21 protein-coding genes and 1 pseudogene are annotated in these 23,672 nt (G+C 43.1%); 8 read left to right on the forward strand and 14 right to left on the reverse strand.

Annotated features, from left to right (window positions below):
- Positions 1-144 precede the first annotated feature (144 nt).
- Together SG35_RS06710 and SG35_RS06715 are read left to right on the forward strand one after the other, a co-directional pair.
- Entirely contained in the window at positions 145-624 is a 480-nt protein-coding gene (locus SG35_RS06710) for a DUF3015 family protein (protein WP_044835398.1), read from the forward strand.
- A 160-nt stretch (positions 625-784) separates the two neighbouring features.
- Positions 785-2,611: an Lnb N-terminal periplasmic domain-containing protein gene (locus SG35_RS06715; RefSeq protein WP_160298385.1), complete on the forward strand. Its 1,827-nt coding sequence runs from the start codon at positions 785-787 to the stop codon at positions 2,609-2,611.
- A 115-nt stretch (positions 2,612-2,726) separates the two neighbouring features.
- Here the strand turns inward: SG35_RS06715 and SG35_RS06720 are convergent, their stop codons facing one another.
- Positions 2,727-3,467 carry a DUF748 domain-containing protein gene (locus SG35_RS06720; RefSeq protein WP_044835400.1) on the reverse strand — a complete coding sequence of 247 codons (741 nt, stop codon included), beginning with the start codon at positions 3,465-3,467 and terminating at the stop codon, positions 2,727-2,729.
- 226 nt (positions 3,468-3,693) lie between these two features.
- Here SG35_RS06720 and SG35_RS06725 point away from each other — a divergent pair, with 226 nt between their 5' ends.
- Both SG35_RS06725 and SG35_RS06730 read left to right on the forward strand, forming a co-directional pair.
- Complete coding sequence (locus SG35_RS06725) at positions 3,694-4,752, forward strand: efflux RND transporter periplasmic adaptor subunit (protein ID WP_044835401.1); 1,059 nt, start codon at positions 3,694-3,696, stop codon at positions 4,750-4,752.
- Positions 4,749-7,883, forward strand: a complete 3,135-nt coding sequence (locus SG35_RS06730; RefSeq protein ID WP_044835402.1) for an efflux RND transporter permease subunit — start codon at positions 4,749-4,751, stop codon at positions 7,881-7,883. The genes SG35_RS06725 and SG35_RS06730 overlap by 4 nt, the downstream gene beginning before the upstream one ends.
- A 121-nt stretch (positions 7,884-8,004) precedes the next feature.
- On the opposite strand, the gene SG35_RS06735 is transcribed toward SG35_RS06730, so the two are convergent.
- Positions 8,005-8,328, reverse strand: a complete 324-nt coding sequence (locus SG35_RS06735) for a SymE family type I addiction module toxin (RefSeq protein WP_044835403.1) — start codon at positions 8,326-8,328, stop codon at positions 8,005-8,007.
- Positions 8,329-9,407: 1,079 nt separating this feature from the next.
- Here SG35_RS06735 and SG35_RS06740 point away from each other — a divergent pair.
- Positions 9,408-10,361, forward strand: coding sequence for an IS110 family RNA-guided transposase (locus tag SG35_RS06740; protein WP_044835965.1), 954 nt, complete (start codon positions 9,408-9,410; stop codon positions 10,359-10,361).
- Positions 10,362-10,438: 77 nt separating this feature from the next.
- Positions 10,439-11,497 (forward strand): MBL fold metallo-hydrolase, encoded by a 1,059-nt coding sequence (locus SG35_RS06745; RefSeq protein ID WP_160298416.1) that lies wholly within the window; start codon positions 10,439-10,441, stop codon positions 11,495-11,497.
- A 101-nt stretch (positions 11,498-11,598) separates the two neighbouring features.
- Here the strand turns inward: SG35_RS06745 and SG35_RS06750 are convergent, their stop codons facing one another.
- The 7 genes from SG35_RS06750 to SG35_RS06780 all read right to left on the reverse strand — a co-directional run bounded on the left by SG35_RS06750 (position 11,599) and on the right by SG35_RS06780 (position 15,928).
- Positions 11,599-11,790, reverse strand: a complete 192-nt coding sequence (locus tag SG35_RS06750; RefSeq protein WP_044836350.1) for a hypothetical protein — start codon at positions 11,788-11,790, stop codon at positions 11,599-11,601.
- Between the two features lie 4 nt (positions 11,791-11,794).
- Positions 11,795-12,481: a helix-turn-helix domain-containing protein gene (locus tag SG35_RS06755; protein WP_044836358.1), complete on the reverse strand. Its 687-nt coding sequence runs from the start codon at positions 12,479-12,481 to the stop codon at positions 11,795-11,797.
- 238 nt (positions 12,482-12,719) lie between these two features.
- A complete protein-coding gene (locus SG35_RS06760; protein ID WP_044836351.1) occupies positions 12,720-13,196 on the reverse strand; it encodes a hypothetical protein in 477 nt (158 codons plus the stop codon).
- 86 nt (positions 13,197-13,282) lie between these two features.
- Complete coding sequence (locus SG35_RS06765) at positions 13,283-13,648, reverse strand: hypothetical protein (protein WP_044836352.1); 366 nt, start codon at positions 13,646-13,648, stop codon at positions 13,283-13,285.
- A 143-nt stretch (positions 13,649-13,791) separates the two neighbouring features.
- Positions 13,792-14,301 (reverse strand): hypothetical protein, encoded by a 510-nt coding sequence (locus SG35_RS06770; protein WP_044836353.1) that lies wholly within the window; start codon positions 14,299-14,301, stop codon positions 13,792-13,794.
- Positions 14,302-14,390: 89 nt separating this feature from the next.
- On the reverse strand, positions 14,391-14,807 hold the full coding sequence (locus SG35_RS06775) for a hypothetical protein (RefSeq protein ID WP_053043493.1): 417 nt from the start codon (positions 14,805-14,807) through the stop codon (positions 14,391-14,393).
- A 131-nt stretch (positions 14,808-14,938) separates the two neighbouring features.
- Positions 14,939-15,928, reverse strand: coding sequence for an IS3 family transposase (locus SG35_RS06780; RefSeq protein WP_160298417.1), 990 nt, complete (start codon positions 15,926-15,928; stop codon positions 14,939-14,941).
- A gap of 828 nt (positions 15,929-16,756) precedes the next feature.
- Between SG35_RS06780 and ltrA the strand changes: the two are divergent.
- Positions 16,757-17,476: pseudogene (gene ltrA, locus SG35_RS32020) on the forward strand (group II intron reverse transcriptase/maturase); the annotation flags it as partial.
- A 45-nt stretch (positions 17,477-17,521) separates the two neighbouring features.
- On the forward strand, positions 17,522-17,923 hold the full coding sequence (locus SG35_RS32025) for a group II intron maturase-specific domain-containing protein (RefSeq protein ID WP_337993198.1): 402 nt from the start codon (positions 17,522-17,524) through the stop codon (positions 17,921-17,923).
- A gap of 88 nt (positions 17,924-18,011) precedes the next feature.
- On the opposite strand, the gene SG35_RS06790 is transcribed toward SG35_RS32025, so the two are convergent.
- From SG35_RS06790 to SG35_RS06810, 5 genes are all read right to left on the reverse strand, one after another.
- On the reverse strand, positions 18,012-18,968 hold the full coding sequence (locus SG35_RS06790; protein WP_053043494.1) for a hypothetical protein: 957 nt from the start codon (positions 18,966-18,968) through the stop codon (positions 18,012-18,014).
- A 197-nt stretch (positions 18,969-19,165) separates the two neighbouring features.
- On the reverse strand, positions 19,166-19,441 hold the full coding sequence (locus SG35_RS06795; protein ID WP_044836354.1) for a DUF6678 family protein: 276 nt from the start codon (positions 19,439-19,441) through the stop codon (positions 19,166-19,168).
- A 101-nt stretch (positions 19,442-19,542) separates the two neighbouring features.
- Entirely contained in the window at positions 19,543-20,313 is a 771-nt protein-coding gene (locus SG35_RS06800; protein ID WP_044836355.1) for a hypothetical protein, read from the reverse strand.
- Between the two features lie 90 nt (positions 20,314-20,403).
- Positions 20,404-20,793 (reverse strand): hypothetical protein, encoded by a 390-nt coding sequence (locus SG35_RS06805; protein ID WP_044836356.1) that lies wholly within the window; start codon positions 20,791-20,793, stop codon positions 20,404-20,406.
- 1,574 nt (positions 20,794-22,367) lie between these two features.
- Positions 22,368-22,988 carry a hypothetical protein gene (locus tag SG35_RS06810; RefSeq protein WP_053043430.1) on the reverse strand — a complete coding sequence of 207 codons (621 nt, stop codon included), beginning with the start codon at positions 22,986-22,988 and terminating at the stop codon, positions 22,368-22,370.
- Positions 22,989-23,672: the final 684 nt, after the last annotated feature.

Raw genomic sequence — 23,672 nt, forward strand, 5'->3', positions numbered from 1 at the left:
AGCTTAAAAAAATGACAGTACCGGGAGGGTAGAAAACTTGTTGAAATAACGTTAAATGAATAGTAATTAGCCGTTACAGGCGTTATAGTAGCGACCGACAAATCTGTCTACAGCTAAATTTTATGTTCGAGGAAGTAACGAAGTATGAACAAAACTATTCTATCAGCCCTTATGGTTGGAACTCTTGCTGCCAGTGCAGCTATGCCAGCAGCAGCCGCTAACGACAAAACTTTAAACGCATGGCAAGATTGCGGTATCGGCGCAATCATTTTCCCTGCTAACGGTACTGCGGCCGCGATTTCCAATATTATCTGGGATTTAGGTACTACGGCTGTTACTTCTAATGCTTCTTCACAGAATTCATGTTCTGGCGAGAAAGCAAAAACGGCTATGTTCATCCAGGCAACTATGCCGGTACTTGAGCAGGAAGTTGCTGTTGGTGAAGGTGAATATGTAACGGCTATGCTTGAACTGCGTGGTTGTGAAGCCGCCAGCCATTCAGCTATTATCAAAGCTGTGCGCGAAGACTTCGCCCAAAAAGAAAATGATAATGCACAAGCCTTATATGAGACTTTAGAACAGCGCGTTGAAACAAGCTTTTCTGCTTCTTGTGCAAGCGTTTAAACGGCATTTTTTAAATACCGTTAAAAATGGACCTTCAGGGTCCATTTTTACTTTTAGCGGCTGGAAAACTTCTTTTTTATAAGTATTGGCTTATTTTGAGATGAGTTGAGTGAAACAAATTTTTTCGTATCTAATCCCTTTACTGGTTCTTTTTGTGCTTTTGTCTGGTCATGCACTGGCCGGTGCTCAATCACCTCAAAGCTATGCCGAAAACAAGCAATGGCGAAAATTGCTCCATTATCCGGCAGATGCCGCCAAGCCCGGTTATATTACCAGCGAAAGCTTTTATTTAAGTGCAAACGGCCGCCGGGATCCCCTGGCAGAGCTAAGGGCCACCATTGAGGCCTTTTATCAGGAAAAAGATCCTGCCAATCCCGGGCAGCAGCATGGCCAATGCCGTTTCCCCGCCCGGTTTAAGCTTATTACCGAGCATGTGGACCTCAGTTCTTTTGGCAAGTTACCCGCGGTAAATTGCCAGGATTACCAGCATTGGCGTCAACAGGCGGATATTCACTCCCTCAGCGTGGTTTTTGCTTCCGGTTATATGGGCAATCCCGCATCCATGTACGGGCACCTGTTTTTAAAGTTGAACCGCGGCGGCTCCCAGAAAAGCGATTTGCTTAATACCAGCCTCAATTATGGTGCGATAGTGCCGGAGCAGGAAAACCCTGTGGTTTATGTGTTGCGCGGGATTTTTGGCGGTTATGACGCCGGATATTCAGATCAGCAATTTTACCGTCACCACCACAATTATGGCGATGTTGAATTGCGGGATATGTGGGAGTATAAACTGAACCTGAGCAGCGACGATGTCGATTTGCTTGCCGCACATATCTGGGAAGTGCTGGGCAATAAGTTTGATTATTATTTTATCGATGAAAACTGCGCCTTTCATATCGCCAAATTGCTTGAACTGGTATTAACCGAGCCGCTTATCGCCAATGACAGCTTATGGGTGATCCCCTCTGCGGTGGCGAAAGGGCTGGAGCAGGCCAGTTACCGGGGTAACCCTTTACTGGAAAACATCACTTTTATCCCGTCCCGGGAATCTGTATTGCATGATTATTACCGCCAGCTTACCCCTGAGCAAAAGGCGATCGCCGGTGAGCTGATCAACAACGAATTTGACTTTGCCAACAAAAATTACCGGCAGCTGGCGGTAAAAGAGCAAAAAATCATCGTTGAAACCCTGTTTCAGTATCAGAATGTGATCAAGCAAAAGCAGACCGATGCCTCCGTTTTAAAAGCCAATACCCGAAAATTGATGCGTGAACGGCTAAAACTGCCGCCGGGGCGGGCAATCGCCAAAGGGGGTAATAGCGAGAAGAAAGCCCCGCACCTGGGTATGAAACCGTCAAAATATTCATTTGGCCTGGCAGATATAGACGGCTCAAAACAGTATCTGACATCGGGTTTTAGAATGACCTATTTCGATGACTTGTCATCTTCGGTGGCCCGAAATCCGTTTGCCAACCTGGAAATGCTCGATGTTGAATTTATCACAGACGATAACAACACCCGTTTGCTTAAGCTGGACCTGATCGATCTCGACTCCTTGCATACCCCGGGTGTGCCCTGGCGTGATGAAAACCCGTATGCCTGGTCGGTTCGCGCAGGGTATGAAGCACTAAATTATGCCTGTCTCGATTGCGGCATTTACTTTATTGAAGGCGATATCGGCAAGTCGTATCGCTTTGGCAAAAACAGCCTGGCTTATGGCATGTTGGGGGGCAAGGCTTTTGCCGGTGACCGGGACGATGTCACGGTTTCCGGTAAACTTGGGCTGTTAACCTCCTTAGGCAGCAAGGCAAAAATGAAACTTGAACTGCAGCAAGCGGCGCGGCTTAATTTGAGTCAATCATACCGTCACCGTTTCTATACGGAAATTAACTACCAGTTTGCTCCCGACTGGGAACTGAGGTTTTTGTTGGAAAGAAGCGCAAGCACCCTGGTCGGCTTAAAAATGAATTACTATTGGGGCTTTTAAAGGGATTATTGGTATAGCCCCTTATGGCCGGGAAAAGAAACGGGCAACGACATGGCTTGTCATTGCCCGCGAGCTTAGCTGAATTTTGCTGTTATCAGACTGTTTAAGTAAAAGCTTATTTAAACAGGTCTGTGATTTTGTCTTTTATCTTATCTGTGATCTTATCTTTAATTTTTTGTTTTTGTTCTTCTTTTGCGGCCTTGCTGATTTTCTTCAATACCTGCTTGATAATTTCACCGCCTAACTGGCTAGCCGGCAGACCCTGCTCGCCGCCAACCTTGGTCAGGCTGATTTCCGGTAGGGTGAGCTGATGGGCTTTATTGCCAAGCTGGCTCAGATCTAAGGTCAGGGCAACCCCGGCAACTGTGATTTTCTCAACCCTGACTTTAGGCTCCGGCTGTTTTGATTGTGCCGGTTCTTCGCTGGCCGGTTGCGAAGGCTTATCCGATTTAGGCAGGTTACGCTCCAGCGCATCTAAAATTTCGTTAAAGTTGGAGCTACCGGTTTTTGATACTTCGACAAAAGCCTGGGGCGCAATAATACGGATTTCATCAATGACTATCGGCTCTTCGGTCAGGCTTTTGATATTGATATCTAAAGTGACATCTTCCATCGAGAAGGCATTTTTTTGCTGGTAGTTGGCAGGATTGGCTAAGGTCAGCCCTTTGATGCTGCCCGCCCCCTGGGTCAACTTGACATCTACCTCGCCGACCGTGACTTGCTGCTCGGTATAAGCTTTACCCTGTTGTTCTATCTGCTCTTTGATAAAAAGGTTGAGGGAGCCGCTGGCAAAATACCAGAGGGCGCCGCCACAAATTAATAAAATGATTATTGCTATGCTTGCTAGTTTGTTCACTGTCACCGCCTGTTTAAATGTATCGATGAAATGATTATATCTTAATTATCACCGGGTTATATTTATTTTGTGCTATTGGCGCTAATTCCCGTGTTTTTCTGCTGGTTTCGGGTTAGTCGCTGTGTAAATTTTCGGTAAATGGCGGTGTTTTTGGGTTAACTTGCCTCGAAGCAAGGTTTTATCTAAGGTATAGTAGTTCAGTTAACAACCTGACTATAAAGAGATTATGTCCAATTCCATTACCAGGCGCCTGCCATTATTGTTACTATTATCCCTGTTAATTGCTTTGGTTGCTTATTTAAGCTGGCCGACGGTAAAGGCAGATAAACAGCAAAAAAACCGGGTGATTGCGGTAAAAACCGCCATCATCAGCCAGTCGGAATTTAGAGATGTGGTAGAGGCGCTGGGGACAGCCCGGGCCAACGAGCAGGTATTGATCACTTCCAAATATTCAGATCTGGTGGATGAAATCTCCTTTGATGACGGCCAGCAGGTGAAAAAAGGCGAGGTGCTGGTCAGGTTAAACCGTCAGGAAGAAGTGGCGAAAGTGCGGGAGCTTGAAGCCAACCTGGCTGAATCGGTAGCCCAGCTCAACCGCTTCCAGGATTTGTTAAAGAAAAAAGCAACGTCAAAATCCGAACTGGATCAGCAAGATGCCCAAACCAAGGCGATATCGGCCCAGCTGATGAGTGCCCGTACCAAACTCAGTGACCTCACCATTAAAGCACCTTTTGACGGTGTGCTCGGCTTCAGGGAGATCAGTGTCGGCGCCTATATCGACTCCGGGGATGTGATCACCAGCCTGGATGACTTAAGTGTGATCAAGGTAGACTTTACCGTGCCGGAGCGTTTTTTACCTACCATAGTCGTAGGGCAGAAGATCACTGCCACTAACGTTGCCTACCAGGAGCAGGTATTTACCGGGGAAATTGCCACCATAGACAGCCGTATCGACCCGCAAACCCGTACCTTAAAAATACGCGGAAAAATCCCCAACCCCGGGCTGAAACTACGTCCCGGCATGCTGCTTAATATCACCATAGAGCGCCATACCGATATGGTGTTGCAGGTGCCGGAAAGTGCGGTTATCCCGATTGAAGACAAACATTTTGTTTTTGTGGTCAGCGACAACAAGGCATTAAGAAAAGCTATCCGCATCGGCCGCCGCCAGCCGGGCAAAGTCGAGGTACTGTCAGGGCTTGAGGAGCGGGATGCCGTGGTGATCGAAGGGGCGCTGAAACTCAGGGAAGGCATCCAGGTATCCGTGTTGGAGGATAAGCAGTGATCTTATCTGATATCTCGGTCAAACGTCCGGTTTTTGCCACCGTTATCAACCTGCTTTTTGTGACCTTCGGCGTGGTGGCCTTTATGCTGCTGCCGCTGCGGGAGTATCCGGATATAGACCCGCCTGTGGTCAGTATCAATACCAACTATACCGGCGCTTCGGCGGCGATAGTGGAAACCAAGATCACCCAGGTACTCGAAGACAGGATCAGCGGGGTGGAGGGGATAAAAAATATCACCTCCAGCAGCCGGGTGGGGCGCTCAAGTATCTCTATCGAATTTGAACTGGACCGGGACATAGACTCTGCCACCAATGATGTCAGGGACCGTATTTCCCGGGCATTAAACAACCTGCCGGAGCAGGCGGATCCCCCGGAAGTATTTAAAGCCAACGACGATGAAAATGTTATCGCCTGGTTTGTGCTGCAAAGTGAAACCATGTCTACCCTGCAGCTTACCGATTATGCCGAGCGTTATATCGTTGACCGCTTTGCCGTCGTTGACGGTGTCGCCCGGGTCAGGGTCGGCGGCGGCCGTACCTATGCCATGAAGATATTTTTAGACCGTATCGAAATGGCGGCGCGCAAGATCACGGTAAGCGATATCGAGTCAACGTTGAGGGCGGAAAATATCGAATTGCCGGCGGGGGAAATTGAATCGATTGAGCGTGACTTTTCTATCCGGGTTGAGCGCAGTTACCTGACGGAGCAAGACTTTGCCGCCATGGTGATTTCCCGCGGAGAAGGTAATGCCCTGGTACGTCTGGGGGATGTTGCCCGGGTGGAAATAGCCGCCGAAGACGATGAAAATATGTTCCGCGGCAACGGTAAAAACATGGTGGGGCTTGGCATCATCAAGCAGTCAACCGCCAATACCCTGGATGTGGTTAAAGCCGGTCGCGAGGAAATGGTCGCGGTACGCGATACCTTGCCCCAGGGCACGACCATCACCAACAGTTACGATAGCTCGGTCTTTATCCAGGGCTCGATAGATGAAGTGTACAATACCTTGTTTATCGCCATGATGCTGGTGATCCTGGTAATTTTCCTGTTCCTGGGTAATATCCGCGTTACCCTGATCCCGGCGGTGACTGTGCCGGTGGCGCTTATCGGCTCTATGATGGTGTTATCCTGGTTGGGCTTTTCCATTAACCTGCTAACCTTGCTGGCCCTGGTGCTGGCAATCGGCCTGGTGGTGGACGATGCCATCGTGGTGCTGGAAAATATCTACCGCCGTATCGAAAACGGTCAGACCCCTTTAATGGCCGCTTATGAAGGCGGCCGCGAAGTTGCTTTTGCCGTTATTGCCACTACCTTAGTGCTGGTGGCGGTTTTTGTGCCCCTGGTGTTTTTATCCGGTAATATCGGCCGACTGTTTACCGAATTTGCCCTGGCCATAGCCGCAGCCGTGGTGTTCTCCAGTATTACCGCTTTGTCGCTGACTCCTATGATGTGCTCGAAAATGCTTAAGCACAGGGAGCGCAGTTCTTCGTTTGGCCAGGTATTGGACAAAGGTTTTGCGAAAATAGAAGCCGCTTATGGCCGGGCGTTAAGCCAAAGTATCCACCAGCCGTTGATATTGCTTTGTGTGGTCGGCCTTTCCCTGTTTGCCACTTATTTGCTGTTTGGACAATTACCCCAGGAATATACCCCGAAAGAAGACAGGGGAGATCTCTTTATCCGCATGCAAGGGGCAGAAGGGGCCAGCTACGAAAGCAATGTTAAAAACATGCAGCAGATTGAAGAAAAGCTGCTGGCCTATAAGCAAAAGGATGAACTGGACCGGGTGATCGTCCGGGTACCGGGTTTTGGCGGTACCGGCGGCGTGGCCATAGTCGGTTTGCCGAAATGGGATCAGCGCAGTTTTTCTACCTTTGAATTTGCTGACCGTTTTAATAAAGAGCTTAAAGATATTACCGATGTTCGCGCCTTTACCATTATCCGCCGCGGCATAGGCGGTGGCGGCTCCAGCCGTCCGGTAGAATTTGTGCTGCAGGGTAATACCTATGAAGAACTGGCGAAATGGCGGGATATAGTGATCGCCAAGGCCCAGGAAAATCCGAACCTGACTGCCGTAGACAGTGATTATAAGGAAACCTATCCCCAGTTGCTGGTGGAAATTGCCCATGAGCGGGCTTACGATCTCGGGGTGCCGGTAGGGGATATTGCCAAAACCATGGAAACCATGCTCGGCCAGCGCCGGGTAACAACTTTTGTCGACCGCGGGGAAGAATATGATGTGATTGTCGAGGGGGATGAAAGTGACTTTAGCAGCCCCGGCGATATCGACAATATTTATGTGCGCTCGCGTACCACGGGCGAACTGGTGCCGTTATCGAACCTGATCACTATTGCCGAAAATGCCACCTCGTCGCGCTTAAACCGTTATAACCGGCTGCGTAGCGTGACCATTACCGCCAATTTGAGCCAGGGATATGCTTTGGGGGATGCCCTGGATTTTCTCAACCAGATTGTCGATGAACAATTACCGGATGAAGCCCAGGTGGATTACAAGGGCCAGTCGCTGTTATTAAAAGACTCGGGCCAGTCTATCCTGTTTATTTTTGTCCTGGCGCTGCTGATCACTTACCTGGTGCTTTCGGCCCAGTTTGAAAGTTTTATCCACCCCTTTGTGATCTTGCTGACCGTGCCGCTGGCACTGGTGGGAGCCCTGGCGGGTTTGCAACTTATGGGCATGAGTTTAAATATCTACAGCCAGATAGGTATAGTGATGCTGATTGGCCTGGCGGCGAAAAACGGTATTTTAATCGTTGAGTTTGCCAACCAGTTAAGGGATCGCGGCGAAGCGTTTGAGCAGGCACTGATCAAAGGGGCGCAGCAGCGCTTGCGCCCGATTATCATGACCACCTTTACTACCGTCACCAGTGCCGTTCCTCTGGTATTGGCTTCGGGTCCCGGGGCTGAAAGCCGCATGGTGATAGGTGTGGTGATTTTTGCCGGTGTTTCCCTGGCCAGTATTTTTACCTTGTTTGTGGTGCCCGGCGCCTACTACTGGTTATGCCGCCATACCGGTTCGCCTCAGGCGATCACCCAGCAAATCGAAAAGCTGCAGCTTGAACAGGCCAGTATATCCGAAGTGAAAACCGCCGGAGCGAAAGAAAGCGCTTCTTAGTTTTTCCAATAATAAGGGAGTGGTAACGGCTCCTTTTATGTGCCGGGAAAGCTACTGCATCTGTTGTAGAGGCAGTAGCTTGGTTCGCCAGGTTTCAAAGCTATTAACTCTGCTTTAAAGGCTAGCCTTTCGCTTGTTTTGTCTCAGCTCCTTCACTGCCCGGTGTTGACTCAGCTTGTTCAGAGCTAACCCGCTTGGGGGTGATGAATACCTCCCCCGGGTTGACCACAAGCTGTACCTTCTGTCCCACTTGAAAACCTGCCCCCCGCAGCCACTTTCCCCTAAGCACAAGGCAAGGTTCAAGGTTTACAGGTTGGTAGTTAATGCCGATGCCGCGTACTTTCACTGCCGTTTCACAAACAGTTTCCAGTACGGTAAGTTGCCGATAAATGGGATATTTTACTTTTGCCAGGCAAAACTCTGACGTATGATGATATTCAGCCATGACGTACTCCTGTTAGTTCGTTGTGGTTAGCGACCTCTGGGTGTGCTTGCACTCAGGGGTTGCGACTTAAATTACAGCTGGTTTATGACCATAAATGTATGAGAAATATTGGAATAGGCGGGCTCCTTTTGGGGTGGGCTGCACCTTTAATTAAAGCTTAAAAGGCTGGTTAAATCGACAGTAGAGCAGGTTTTTTTCGTAATTTATTTGCGGTAGTTGAAAGTTGATTTGAAGACATTTTTCTCTGAGCTTACAGCTGAATTTCTGAAGTCTTTTAGTTCTATATTGAGATGGAACCTAACTAAAGAAGATGCCCGCCAATTGTGGGTAACTCGTATGTCTAATGTCCGCAGAAGGCGTGCTGCCATATAACAATCGCTCTTGCCGCGATTGTTATATGGCTCATTATTTGGGCCTGAGTGTATCAATAATCTGGTGGGCTACAACGGCGACAATAGAAAAGGTATTTTTCCGTCTGGCGTTACGTATCCTTCGCCGTCCTCACCATCTGTGTTTATCTTATCTTCGAAGTTAATGGCGGCACCCCATGAGCCATCCCGCTGTCGGTATCAATAAATTAAGATGTTGTTTGCTTATTTTTCTCTAAATCGTGTGTTAAAGCATCCTCTTCATCAAGTCACGGTTATATCTGTTGATGTAAATTACTTTGATTTCTTGGTTTAACTGATTGTTTTTTATTGATAATAATTCTATTTGTTTTCTATCGCTATGGAAATAAGTTTTCAATAAGACTTCATTACTTGGCCCTGTTAATTTCTTTAAAGAAAACTATTGGAGTATATTTTTTTATGAAACTTAACGTATTTTCGCAACTAATCTTAATTACTTTGTATGGATAATATCCCCCATATCTTAATATTCTTTTTAAACCTTTTCGGGTAGTGTGAGGCCCAAGCTTTGGCTGCAACCAAAGCCTTCTTATACAGCAGTTCGATGATTGCGTGGCTCCTCTGTTGAGAGACCGATAACAAGTGAGAACGCTGTATAGGACTCCAAGCATTAAACTCGGATAGTCAACTGGGCCTCGAGCCCGAATAGCAAGGCAGAGTCAGCTTATTATGAATAACAACAATAATCAAAATGAAATTAACATCGGCGTTGATACTGGTAAAACACAACTCGATATTTACATACGCCCTTTAGACATCTATTTCACTGTTTCAAATGATGAGAAAGGTATCAATAAAGCCGTTAAAGAAATCAAAAAATACAATCCTACTCGCATCATCATTGAAGCAACGGGGCGACTGGAACAAGCATTTTGCATCGCCTGTGCGACAGAAAAATTACCTTTTGTTATCGCAAATCCAGCACACATTAAAAAATTTGCAGGAGCGATTGGTCGTCATGCTAAAACAGACAAACTCGATGCCCAACTTATAGCTCATTATGGTGAAGCAATTAAGCCCAAATTGTCAGCATTAAAGCCGGAGACCATGCAATTAATGAGTGATTTACTTTCTAGGAGAAGACAGTTAATGACGATGCAAACTATGGAAAAAAATCGGCTTCAGATAATGCCAAAAAACATATCCAGCATCATCAAACCAATTTTAACAGCTATTAAAAACCAGCTCGATAAAATCGACCAAAAACTACTAAAACTGATGGATAGATGCGCTGAATATAAAGCTAAAAATGACATTATTCAAAGCATACCTGGCATAGGTAATGTGGTTGCATTTAACTTATTAAGCGACATGCCTGAATTGGGATATTTAACGAATAAACAAGCTTCATCCCTCATTGGTGTTGCGCCATTTAATAGAGAAAGTGGTATTTACCAGGGACAAAGAAATATACGCGGTGGTCGCCATAAAATCAGAACGGTTATGTACATGGCTATGATGTCCGCAATTCAGTGCAATCCTGTTTTTAAAGATACGTATCAGCGATTATTGGCCGCTGGAAAACCTAAAAAAACAGCAATAATTGCCTGCGTCAGAAAGATGATTGTTATCTTAAATTCGATGGTTAGAGATGGTGTCATGTGGGATCCTAAAATGAGTTAAAAATTAGGAGTTGACACCATAGTCACTTGTTAACTGGCTGTGGTGCGCAAATAACTCGTGTTGAAAACCCGGAGCGAGTGGGAAATGAGGGCAAACACCAAAACTTGTTTGACAGTCACTTTGCCGGTGAGGGACCACACCATATTAATGATGAGTTAGATTTGCTTAAACCGGAAGAAAAAAAACTACATGAAGCATCATTTTTAGATCCGGTACCAGCACATCAATACGATAAAGCCCATGGCTATTCATACAATGACTTAGTACATCAAGAGATCAATATTGATGAGCATAAACGTGGCCAAATAACTTGGCTCGGCCATGCAAGCTTTTTGATCCAACAGATGAATCATGACGCTTTTGTAACTGACCCTGTATTTGATGAGTTTGATGGTATGGCTGGCTGGTTAGGGCAGCAAGTGAGTTCTTCGTGGGTTCGTCTGGGAGAAGCGCCAATTAAAGCAGAGCAACTACCCTTTGTCTCAGGGGTGCTGATATCTCATGACCACTTTGATCACCTAAACAACAACACGTTAAATAATTTTAGTCAAAATACTCAATTGTATTTACCACTCGACAGCGGTAGTGACGTTGATTACACAGTAGGGCCAGTTACAGAAATGGACTGGTATACCCAAAGCCAACACAACAATACAAAAGTCCATTTTTTACCTGCGAATCATACCTCGGCAAGAGGAATATTTGATAGCAAACAAAGTTTATGGGGCGGCTGGATGATAGACGACGGCAAATACAAAGTGTATTTTGCCGGGGACACAGGTTATAGCGATGTATTTAAAGACATACGCAAAAAAGTAGGTGCTATGGATGTGTGTTTAATGCCTGTTGTTGCTTATCATGCTCGCATGCGAGCTGTGCACATGTCACCAGAAGATGCTATACAAGCCGCAAATGATTTAGGCTGTAAAGTTTTTGTGCCTTGGGGTTACGGCACCTGGACGTTAGGGTGTGAGCATGTTCACGAACCATTAAGGCGATTAGACTTGGCCATTAGACAAGCACAGCCAAGCTTTGTTGTTAAAGCACTAAAAATGGGGGAGAGTTTAAACTATCATCAACTGCTGAGTTCTGCTCAACGATTGCAGTTAAGCTCTAAGGTGAACGAAACAGACTAGCTTAATTTATACTTTGGTGAAAAATAGCCAAATTTAGTTAGCTCATTTTTGTGTTTATTTAAGCAAAATTTTGCTGCATTTTGTTTTATGTGATCTCGATACTAGTCAGCAGGCGTTGTATTAGCTTGCCCTTGCAGCTGCCTTTGCAATTGATAAAGTAGCAAGGCAGCGTGCAAGACATTATTGTGCTGATGGTCGATTCTGGCTTGCTTAAATGCCTGTTTAGCCGTGTTAATCGCCGTGTTATTGTTCATCGCCAGCATTAATTTGGCTTCATCAACACACCACTTCACAGAGTTATCCTTTTATGTCACAGGTCCTTAATTTGATACTTAAAGGCCTGAACACCCCTTCACTTAGCACTGCCGCATAAAATAAAACGATTAAATTAACAGCTGATGCTCTTTGAAACACAAAATTCTCATAGGTATCAACATTACCAAGTATGGCAATAGTTCCAATAATCAAGCCAATGAATGCACCGCCATACAGAAATTTAACCTGGCTGCTATAAAGCTGTTCCAGGTATTGAGCTTGAGAGCCGCCAACCATTTCTTCAGTAAACAAATATTTAAGCCCGGCTAGCGACTTAAACATTCCATGTGTACCAAAAGTTACGATAGTGGCGGCGTATAAAAATAGAATTAAAAATAAACCTGAGGCTACGTCTATGTAGAGCTTTGCGCTGGCTCCCAAAATAATTAACATGGCAATTGCGCCAGAAATAACTAACAAAGCGACTATATTTTTCATGATCATTTTCCTCGTCCAGTTAACTTCAATTTCATCAGAAGTTGCTTTCAAGGCTTGAGGAGATAAATTAAAAACAGAAGCAATAGCCAGGGTTGATTCGGCAGATGCTTTACCATCAGCTTCGATTCGTTGAATCGTTCTTACTGACAAGCCCGAGGCTTTAGCTAACACCTCTTGTGACCAGCCCTTTTCCTGACGTAATGTTTTTAACTTATTCGTTGAAAGAAACAAATTTATTTCCTCTGGGGTTTTGAAAACAACGAGGAAAATTATGCTCCTGTGCATTGTTTTATCTAGTTTTTTACCACGACATATTAACGACAGAAAACGACATTTATTAAAAATCAATGACTTAAGATCTAGGTGACTATGATTTTTATTTTCAATTGATTATGGTCGATATAACGTCGCCATCATTTTCTGCCGTAAGCACAGCGTAAGGCGGTCAAATTGATGGTCTCGTTAGAAGTTACTTTGCGAACCATTTATCAACCGAAATATAATAGGTTGTAAAACATCGACCTAATAGTTCCGTTTTATGAACTTTGGTGGACATTTTGTTTAAAGCCTTATATTCAGGCCTACTATCGAGTAAGTGAAATAGTATCTCTTTATGGCCTAGCTCTTTGGCCCAAAGCATTAATGTTTTAAATATTGAGATACCAACCCCCCAGAATTTCTGAGATATAACAACTGCCAGCTCAAAACCGTTATCGTCTGGCAGAATCCCGCACCAGCCAGCTAATGCTCCATCGATGTAAATTGCTCGAATACGGCAACCATCCAGATGTTCTGTTTTAAGCTTCTCATTTATCCATTCTCTAATGCTGATAGAGGTAAAATTTTCATGGTCAATTAGGTGCTTTCTCACCCCTTGCTCATTAACTACCGGAAGGAATTCCTCTGGATTTACTTGATTGAAACTTACAAAATCAACTTTGGTCATATTTAAATGTTTCTAACGCGTCCGCTGGTTTTGTTTGTTAGAGTAACCTACAGTTTTCTTCACCTTTTTTCAATGCATCCAATATCTTACTGGCGTTCAAATGTAAATGTTCGATCAGGTAGGGTCGTTAGTTTTTTTCCATTTTTTTCTAGTTTGATAAAGCTATCTGGGCATCTTACATTTACAATGTTCTTATTTACTGACCAACTCCCATTACATTTGATATTGCCACTAAAAATTCGGGCAGTTCCGTCTAAATTTAGATCAAATGCAGACGCACTTTCGCGCAAAAATTTTTGCATTGCTTTTTCCATCTTCTCTGGAGGAATCCTCCCTTCTGCAAATGACATATCTGCCGAGGAGGCTTTCCAAACGCCGACCAAATCACCTTCATTACTGCAACTGGCAAGTAGAACCGTAACTAAAATAGTTATTACTATGGGAAGTTTCATTAGCCTTTGCTCCTATAAATTCGTGGGTTTAAATTTATATCAAGCTTGAGTATAACTTTACTTTTTGAGATCACGGAGCTCTAACGCTTGGCACGATAGAAAATTTGGAACGCAGCGACTAATTTTTCTGGTGATGCCACTTGTTATGAATTCCATCTCGGAGAATTCGAAATTAAAGAATTTTCGAGATTTGCAATACACTTTATTAACTCGTTGAACTTTATGTGGTGAACTTTAGCTGTAGCCTGAAAAGCTACCCTTTCGCCTTGGCTTTCTGCATCAAGCTTATCTAGCTGTAACGAATACTCAAGCTGGACATCAATAAATATACGATACATTTCATTTCTGCTAGAGTCGCAGCTAGGGAAATAGATATTGGTATACATGCGCAATTCTGAGTTCAAGCTATCCACTTGCATACTCATATCTAGGATGGCAGAAGCAACTCCCTCTTCATGAAGAATGTAGTCATTAATTTTCTCAAACTGTCTCTGACAGATAGCTCTTAATTTCAACAAGAGCTTTATCGACTCTTCAGATTTAACCATCAATAGCTCAGATCTCCGATGTCTTTCTTTAAGAAACTGAGAAATTGCAACACCTGCTAAGGATGCTGAAAAACCGATTAAAGCAACAATTAGAGCCGTATTCATTATGACTACCCCTTAGTGGTAACACTGAAAAGATTCATAACGCTTGAAGCAACGATGAGTTTACGAATCCGCTGGCTTGTTATATTCAATTACTCCTGCTTGTCACCCATTGCTATGTGCAAAGCGTAATCAAAGTTCTTAAATTTTTCATTTTTATAAAGGTAAACATTTTTACTTGAATTCCACTGAATATTATACTTTTCCATTAACTCTTCTTGGGAATCATCTTCAACTGTCGTTTCAATTAATTCTGAATTGCAATATCGACATTTCTTTGCTTCGAACCTCACTAGCTCAGCACAAAATGGACACTTCTTCATTTCACCTGAATTTAAAGCTATTTGATCAGTTTTACTCTTTATTGGAGAAACTATTAATGCAATGATAAAACCAATTAACGGTGTTAATAAAACCGCCAATAGCAAATACCCTAGCCCTGAATGCCCTTTACTTCTGGCATAGACTCCTACTAATACTGCTAACACAAGCCAATAAATAATTAGCACTCTTAACTCCTTGAGAATTGGTGTTACCCACAAAAAGTAGACACGGTTTATGCGCGAATGCGCTCGAATTCAGCCGGACTCACATAGCCCAGTGCTGAATGCCTACGTAAGCGGTTATAAAATACTTCAATTTATTCGAATATACCTGATTTCGCCTCCTCAATCGAGCGGTATTGCTCAGCGTAAATTAGCTCTACTTTCAATCGACTATAAAAAGATTCCATCACCGCATTGTCCCAACAATTCCCCCGCCGACTCATACTGACAAGACCACCCTGGCTTTTGATTAAATCCTGATATTTTACGGCCCTGTATTGTGCACACCACGATCTGAGTGAACAATCAACCCTGGGCCTATATCGCGCCTGTTTAAGGCCATTTTCAAGGCATCTGTATTGAGTTGTTCGGTCATGCTGACATCCAGCGAACAACCAACCAACAATACAACATAAGAATAAATCCATTACCGTCGCCAAATAAAGCCACTGATCTTTCACCCAGATATAAGTGATGTCCGTTACCCATTTTTGATTAGGTTTCTCGACATTGAACAGACGATTCAAAAGGTTATCTGCCACATTGAACATGACCGGACTGTGACGACTGTATTTAAATGCTTTACCATTACGTGCCCGTAATCCTTCAATATTCATCAGGTCAGCAACGTAATTTTTCGAACACTTTAGGCCCAATGCCCTTAGTTCCTGGGTGATACGTGGCGCACCATAACGTGCTTTAAAGGTGGCATACACATCGATGATATTCGCTGTGACTTCCTGGTGTTTACTCTTCCAGCGGCTCTCTGAGCAGCTTAGCCAGCGATAAAAACCAGAGCCTGATACCTGCAAGGCCCGACACATCAGTACAACTGTAAAATACGGCCAGAACTCAGCAATTAAGGCGTACTTCCTCACTTCCTTTTTAGAATAATCAACACCGTTAAGGGAATTAAACTGTTTATCAGAGAGGCGGTTAAACTGACAGCGCCAGTTATAGATTTGCTGAGCACTGACCCCGAGTTCCTTACCGACAGAAGCGGCAGAATTGCCTGGTTGTTCAGACCGTAAAACGGCTTCTTTGCGGAATTCTTCAGTATAAGCTTGGGTTTGTTTCTTAGTCATGGTGCACCTCAATGTCAGATAGAATCTAACTATAGAAGGTGTCCACTGATTGTGGGTAACTCTGGCATATAACGCCCGGCTCATCGGCGAGCGAAGCGAGTCCGGTGGAGGCCGCAGGCCGGAACGAAATGCAGCCGCTTGTGTACGCCCAGCATGGGCATGAACTAATGAGGTGAAAGTCCTCTGTAGGAAGATCACCGTTTATTTAACTTATTGTTATTAAACGCTAACTACTAGCGAATGGCAAGGGCTTATCCGCGAGGATCGGTCTGGAGGAAGCCGCTAGCAAAACTGCGAGTTGATGAACAAGAACATCATATGAGGCGTAGGCTGAAGGCGAGTTGGCACAAGACGACGAAGCCATGTGATCTAACGGCCACCGTAAATGATGCAACAGTGCAGTGAAAGTTTATGTTCTTATCTGGGGAGATCTGCTTAACAAGCGATCGGTAATTAACCAGTAAGGCGCTGGTATAAAAGTGCCTTGGCTCTTTGAATTCATCATCCAAAGAGAGCGAATATGATGAAAACCGACAGCGCCGTCAGGGGTAACCCTGTTCGGTGATTAAGCAGAAGTCAGCAGACGGCATAGTAGCCAAATGCCCAGCGTAATGGCTGGGACATGGTGAAGGCCTGAACATTTAGTATAAAGGAGGAGTCTTGTCATACCTGAAAACACATGCGCCGACCGGTGTTGATGTGGGTCAGCGTCATGGGATGAAACCAGCCTTTGGTGATAATCTACTTGAACGTGTTCTACAGCCAGCTAATTTACAGCAGGCCTGGCAACGTGTTCGAGCCAATAAGGGGGCCGCTGGTGTCGATGGCATGACCATTGAGGAATTTCCTGTTTGGGCAAAATCAGGCAAATGGGAGCTCATTGCCCGTGAATTAAAGGTCGGGGGCTATCAGCCCTCACCGGTCAAACGTGTTGAAATAGATAAACCCGATGGCGGAAAACGCCAACTGGGTATTCCAACCGTTATCGACCGCATAATTCAACAAGCCATTGCCCAAATGCTAACGCCCATCTTCGATCCACAGTTCTCGAATAATAGCTTCGGGTTCCGGCCTTATCGAAATGGGCAACAAGCGGTTAAACAGGTGCAGAGCATCATTAAAACGGGCCGCCGTATTACGGTTGATGTTGACCTGTCCAGGTTCTTTGATCGTGTTAACCATGACCGATTAATGACGCTCCTGGGCTAGCGTGTCAGAGATAAGGCGTTGCTCAAATTGATCAAAGGTTACTTGCGAGCTGGGGTTATCGATAACCAGCTTTACAGTGAAAGCCTGGAAGGTGTGCCACAAGGAGGACCACTATCCCCCTTATTGGCAAACATCATGCTCGATCCTTTGGATAAAGAGCTTGAGAAACGAGGACATCCATTTGCCCGGTATGCTGATGATTTTACTATTTTGGTAAAGAGTCAACGAGCCGGTGAACGGGTACTTCGCAGTATCAGTCAGTTCCTTGAAAAACGCCTGAAACTGGCGGTGAATACCACCAAAAGCCAAGTCGTTAAGGCCAGCCAATGTAAATTCCTGGGATTCATCTTCCAGCGTGGCCACATTCAATGGCACCCGAAAACGCTGCATACCTTTAAGCAACGAGTCCGGAAATTAACGAACCGCAACTGGGGCGTATCGATGCGCTACCACCTATTCAAGATCAGTCAATATCTGCGCGGCTGGAAAAACTATTTTGGTATCGCCAACGCCTACCAGCGTTGTGTCGATTTAGATCACTGGATCAGACGCAGGGTCAGGATGGCCTATTGGCGACAATGGCGAAAGCCGAGAACCAAAGTAAGAAACTTGATGAAACTGGGTGTGCAGGTACAAGCTGCGGTTGCGTGTGGCATTACCAGCAAAGGGCCATGGCGCAGTGCGAAAACTCCGGGGATTAACCAAGCGCTCTCGTTAGCGTATTTGAAATCTGAGGGGCTTTACTCATTGCGCGATGGATGGATTGCACTTCACTATTCTAAATGAAATGCCCTGTGCGGACCCGCATGCAGGGTGTTGTGGGGAGGGCTGGCTAGATACCAGCCCTTACCCGATTAGGTCTAAGCTAATTCAATTAAATTACACCTGAATCTTTTACTCTAAGGATGTCTTTTTTACTCGGTTTATTTTTTCCTGCATCCAAAAAGGTCTTCTCTAATTTATTTACTGTTGAATCTACAAATTTATCAAGGTTATCATTTTTATATCTGTCTTCAACATTTGGATACCACAATATTGTAGCGGCCATAACTCTATATTCTATGTTATTCAAATAACTAGGATCTGTTTTTGAAAACGTCCCACAAATATGTTCAATAAGCCTACGCGCATAAAAAATAAGGTATGGTAAACGGCTATACAAAAAGTGCCACTGTGTTTGCTTTGACTCAGATCCAGAAAAAATCTGATTAATATTCATATTTTCTGTTTTTATTTTTTTGTGCTCAGTAAATAAATGCATAGATTTATTACATATCCCATCAAAGCCATCTTCAGACTTTTGATACCTAAGTTGCGCCAAGTAATCTGCATTAAATCGTTCTTCTTCACCTAAGACTTTTAGTACAGATTGAATTCGTTTTGTATGCCCCTCTATTCCCCCATAATTTTTAGCTCTTAAAGCTAATGGGTTTTCAGTCAGCTTGTTAGAAAAATCATTTATATCGATAGCCATTATTTCGAGCAAAAGAAGATTTTCTTGTATTGGCTTTCGTAAAAGAGCGTAAGCTACAGTCAACTTTTCTTTTCTAGAACAAGACAATGATTCATAAATAAAATGTAAAAAGTCAGATAAAAGAGCCTGAAATACTGTACGCCTGAGCGTTTCTACATATTCTAACTTACGTCCTGTGAGCTCAAACCACTCAAAGATATCATTTGATTGTTCAAGTAGTTTTTTATCTTCTTCGGACAAAAAATTAATTTGTTGATGAAATATTTTATTTTTCTCTCCTGAACGAAGAAGTTCAACGAGTATGTCGTGATTTAAAAAGCATAAATCATGAGCTTGTTCTAGGTAAGACGGAAACATTGAACCTCTCGGATACGCTATATTCACCCTAACGCCAACCACACCAGCTTACTAAGTCAGATTGATGGTTCTTGTTAGGCATTTTTCTTACGATAACCATAAACCTTGATATGCCCATTAGTTATTTCTAAATCGACATGATAACTAAAATTTACTTGAGTGTGTTCCGGTAACAGGAGCCATTCTATATCTCTATATCAAAAAGAACCATTCATTCCATCCAAGTAGCTATTCTCAAATAAAGCAGAGAAAAAGTCCTTATATTCAAACTCTTCTTGTTCTATAAGTTTTACAGTAACAGAAACCTTATCACTATATACTTGCGATAAGTCATCAAATATTTTTTCCCATTTCGTGTTATTTGAAGATGAGACATAGTCAGCTAATAAAAGCTCTTTAATACGCTCTTCAGCTTTTCGCCATCGCTTTCTATCTGCTTCATAGAGCTTTTGGTGTCTATTTGTGATACTCATACCATGAAGCCTAACGTCTCAAACACCGGCATGGTGAAGTTGGCGGCTTTTTTTGGAACAAAAAAGGTGACAGCTTTACCATGTCCTCGTGATTTGACTTGTTAAGCGTCTTTGTCTTCTTTGCGTTTTTTACAATGCTCAGGAAAAGCATCAAGTATTCTCACTGTAGGCTGGAATAACTTATTGGCGATGATTTTATCCTTATAACCTTCAGAGCAATGACATAAGTAAATTTGTAGCCAGAATACTAATTCTGGATTTATTTTTGCCATTAATTGCGCTCTAAAGTGATGCTGTACCTCATCATCTGGTTCACTAATTATTATTTTTTCAATGGAGCCTAGAGTTATACATTCAGTGTCATATCGAACATGCAACTCGTTCAAAGCACAGAATGCCAAAGTAAAAACATCCTTGCTTTCAGGATTAACTTCGACGAAATGCTTAAACCACTTCAGGACTTTATCACAAAAATCTTTTTCATCATCGCACTTTGCTTCATTGTAAACCTTTGAGGTTAGTTGCTTATCCAATGTATCTATATAACTATTAATGAGAAGCAAATTAAATTCTTTTCTTTGATGTTCTATTTGCTCTTTATAGCTAATTTTCGTTAGTTCGAGAGATTCACGTGTTGTTTTACGCTCTTCGACATTGTGTTTTATTGTTATGATCAAAGTTATTGCGAGTACAATAAAGCTCAATCCAGATAGTGTCGCGCCAACAGTCCCCCCAACATATGAACCGAAGCTTCCCCAATCACTATTTGACGTTGAAAAATCACCAGAGAAATTAAAGAAATAGAAAACTAACGGAGATAGAGCCAATAAAACCGCTATCAACGCGATCAAAATGATTAATATTTTTCTCATTAAATAACTACTTTTACGAAGATTGACTTTATTGGACGCTTAACGCAGCAAACACCGGAGCCGCTTGCTGCGTCCGAGTGTTTTGCCTTGTTAAGTTTCTTTGCACAGTGATATGGCTTTATGTGTTAATTCTCTTTTTTCATTAAACTCAAAAGCTGATTCTTCATGATCTAGAATGAAATCACCACTCATAAAATATGGAAACTTTTCTGACTTTTTAAGTAGAAGCTCATATTTAATAGTTGCATGCTCAACATAAGGAGAAAAGTTACTTTGCTTATTAGTCGCACAATTATTAGAGTATTCCTCCAACAGCCTTGAAGCTATTAAAATCTCTTTATGATAGTTATTTATTTCTGTTTCAAGAGCGGCTCTACTGAATTGAAAACTCGCCGCCCCATAACCTAAAATAAAAAGAAGAAGTAATGTTAATGATTTAGTAGACAGCAGATTGTCCCCCTTGAAACTTAACGCCCGCATTTGCGGAAAATTGGAGCGCAGTGGAAATTTTTCCGTAACATGCGCTTGTTATGTTTATTTTGCACTCTTTTCCCATAATATGAACTTACCTTTAAAAGCACAAACGATAAAATAAACAGCAATTACAGATAAAGTAATGGGATACAAAATCCAGTACTCATTATGCGATTCAGGGAAGTAGTGTTCACTAATTTGAACAAAGATATATCGGTCAATTGCAAATGCGAATAACGAAAATGAAATAAGAATAGAAATTATGCGCTTAGCATTTTTAGTCACAATTGTTCCTTCGGCCATCGATAAACATAACGCCCTAAACACTGGGCAATTTGTAGTTGCGGAGCAACGGAAAATTGCTCCGAGTGATTTTGCTTGTTATATGCAGCTACTCTCCGCCGTCATATGAACCAGATGAGTTACCATAGAATTCACTACTTCTCGACGGTGAGCCAAACTGGCTTCCTCTGCTAATTGTAAAGCTGATAATAGGCCCGATAATCGGTACTGATAAAGTTAATAACAACAACTTTAATTTCTCTAAACGGGAGAGCATCAAATTATTGTAAATTTTAAAAGCAACAACAACACTGAAAATAAAATGTATTGCTAGCAACGAGATGATGTAGATATAAAACTCCATAGTATTTTAGGCATATAACGCTGCAAACACCGGGGCAGCTTGCTGCATCCGGCGTTTTGCCTTGTTAGTGGATGCTGGGTATTTGCACCACACCAACGATTTATAAAATGGTTTGAGGGATAAATGGAAGACGCTATCTGCACCCACCACCACTACACTCCAAACCGTGAATTTTGAATTAAGACATAACCACCAAACCTAATTCACAAACACCGCTATTTTACAACAATTAAGCTTGACTAGTGGTGGCCGACTAACGCTCGAAACGGCGGCGCGCTTTTTAGCGTCCGCTGGTTTTGTTTGTTATTGGTTGACAGCTGTAACCACAGACCTGGCAACGATAAAAATAGCTTGAGGCGTTAACGGAAGGTGCCAAAGACACTAACCACCGCTACACACCAAGCCGTGAATTTTGAGCCTGGCACTACAGCCAGAACAAGCTAATGACTTTAACACCTTTAGTACTTTTGAAAAAGAACGGGGAAAGTCTATTAGCGGGAACACCTAACCGCTCTGGCGAAAACCAACTGGAAACACGCGCCAAACCAGATTAGGAAATACCGCTATTCACAATACATTTAACATGAATTAGCGGTGGCCGAATAACGCTTAAAACACCTGAAAAATGCGGCTGGACGGAACGGCCAGCTGTATTTTTTCGGGTGATTTTACTTGTTAGTGGCTGCTAGTTATTTGCACCACACTAACGGTTTATTTAATAGTTTGGGGGATAAACGGAAGATGCTGCTTGCACCCACCATCACTACACACCAAACCGTGAATTTTGAATTAAGACATAACCACCAAACCTAATTCATGAACACCGCTATTTTACAACAATTAAGCTTGACTAGTGGTGGCCGACTAACGCTTGCCACACCAGAAAATTAGGCGCGTAGCGGCTGATTTTTCTGAGTGGTGGCACTTGTTAGTGCTACCCATGCCTATATGCGACAGAAACGTAATGTTTCATAAATTCAATGTAATATTCATCTGTTGGCTTTAACTCAATGTTTACCTGATTATAATTAATATGAACTATCTCATCATTTCTGTTAATTTTTACATCAAGCCAATAATCAAATTTACCTTCAACTGCTATTTGTGCATCCTCAAGAAAATCGACTAAGTGTAATTTTGTACTCTCAATGAAAAGCAAAACAACATCAATAAAGTCTTCAACTTTGTCATGCTCAGGTTTTACAAAGTCATGTTCAACTAAGTTTCTAAATTTATTAAATTTGGCAAGAATTCGAGGGGCAACAATCCCAAGTTTATTCAATGTGTCTAGTTTCTTAGGTATGTTCCAATTTTTTCTTGTAGCCAACTTGTCTAATACAAAAGCTATTAAAAGTAGATCAATCTGAGCATCCATTGCGCGTTTGGCATTTGAAAATGCGTTAACACACCCTCTTGTCGTAGACTCTTGAGCGTCTTCTTCCGCATACTTTATATATTCAGCAGGACTAATATCAAAAGGACACGGTATTAATCCATGGCCTCTGCTTGTCCATATAGCATTATCATCCTTTATCAGTTTTAAAACTTTTTCCAATAGCTACTCCAAATAGTAAGTAACACTAACGCTCGAAACGGCGGCGCGCTTTTTAGCGTCCGCTGGTTTTGTTTGTTATTGGTTGACAGCTGTAACCACAGACCTGGCAACGATAAAAATAGCTTGAGGCGTTAACGGAAGGTGCCAAAGACACTAACCACCGCTACACACCAAGCCGTGAATTTTGAGCCTGGCACTACAGCCAGAACAAGCTAATGACTTTAACACCTTTAGTACTTTTGAAAAAGAACGGGGAAAGTCTATTAGCGGGAACACCTAACCGCTCTGGCGAAAACCAACTGGAAACACGCGCCAAACCAGATTAGGAAATACCGCTATTCACAATACATTTAACATGAATTAGCGGTGGCCGAATAACAGCTTATTAGCCGGGAAAAACCCGTATTTCTGTCAGAAATATTCCCGACTAAGTTATTATTGAATATTTCAATTTTACTTTTTTATTATTGTACCATCAATAAGTTATAGATTAGTGTTTTTTAGTTATCCGTTGAAATACGGTATTTCCCCGTCTTTGTGGTGGAAATACGGCAATTTAATGTAGCCCGTATTTTCAATCAAACTTTAAGAAGTATTAAGTCTTTGTAGATGGTTTTATCCCGCTTGGAGCACTATTCAGACTATTAGGAGATATTGAGACTTAGCGATAACACTGTCAGGTGG

Origin of the sequence: Thalassomonas actiniarum (genome assembly GCF_000948975.2) — a bacterium.
GTDB lineage: Bacteria > Pseudomonadota > Gammaproteobacteria > Enterobacterales > Alteromonadaceae > Thalassomonas > Thalassomonas actiniarum.

Excerpts from the sequence above, each read along its gene's own strand:
- SG35_RS06790 (WP_053043494.1), bottom strand. The coding sequence starts at position 18,968 with ATGTTTCCGTCTTACCTAGAACAAGCTCATGATTTATGCTTTTTAAAT.
- SG35_RS06805 (WP_044836356.1), bottom strand. The coding sequence starts at position 20,793 with ATGCGGGCGTTAAGTTTCAAGGGGGACAATCTGCTGTCTACTAAATCA.
- SG35_RS06780 (WP_160298417.1), bottom strand. The coding sequence starts at position 15,928 with ATGACTAAGAAACAAACCCAAGCTTATACTGAAGAATTCCGCAAAGAA.
- SG35_RS06795 (WP_044836354.1), bottom strand. The coding sequence starts at position 19,441 with ATGAGTATCACAAATAGACACCAAAAGCTCTATGAAGCAGATAGAAAG.
- SG35_RS06765 (WP_044836352.1), bottom strand. The coding sequence starts at position 13,648 with ATGAAACTTCCCATAGTAATAACTATTTTAGTTACGGTTCTACTTGCC.
- SG35_RS06740 (WP_044835965.1), top strand. The coding sequence starts at position 9,408 with ATGAATAACAACAATAATCAAAATGAAATTAACATCGGCGTTGATACT.
- SG35_RS06725 (WP_044835401.1), top strand. The coding sequence starts at position 3,694 with ATGTCCAATTCCATTACCAGGCGCCTGCCATTATTGTTACTATTATCC.
- SG35_RS06770 (WP_044836353.1), bottom strand. The coding sequence starts at position 14,301 with ATGAATACGGCTCTAATTGTTGCTTTAATCGGTTTTTCAGCATCCTTA.
- SG35_RS06710 (WP_044835398.1), top strand. The coding sequence starts at position 145 with ATGAACAAAACTATTCTATCAGCCCTTATGGTTGGAACTCTTGCTGCC.
- SG35_RS06735 (WP_044835403.1), bottom strand. The coding sequence starts at position 8,328 with ATGGCTGAATATCATCATACGTCAGAGTTTTGCCTGGCAAAAGTAAAA.
- SG35_RS06800 (WP_044836355.1), bottom strand. The coding sequence starts at position 20,313 with ATGAGAAAAATATTAATCATTTTGATCGCGTTGATAGCGGTTTTATTG.
- SG35_RS06760 (WP_044836351.1), bottom strand. The coding sequence starts at position 13,196 with ATGACCAAAGTTGATTTTGTAAGTTTCAATCAAGTAAATCCAGAGGAA.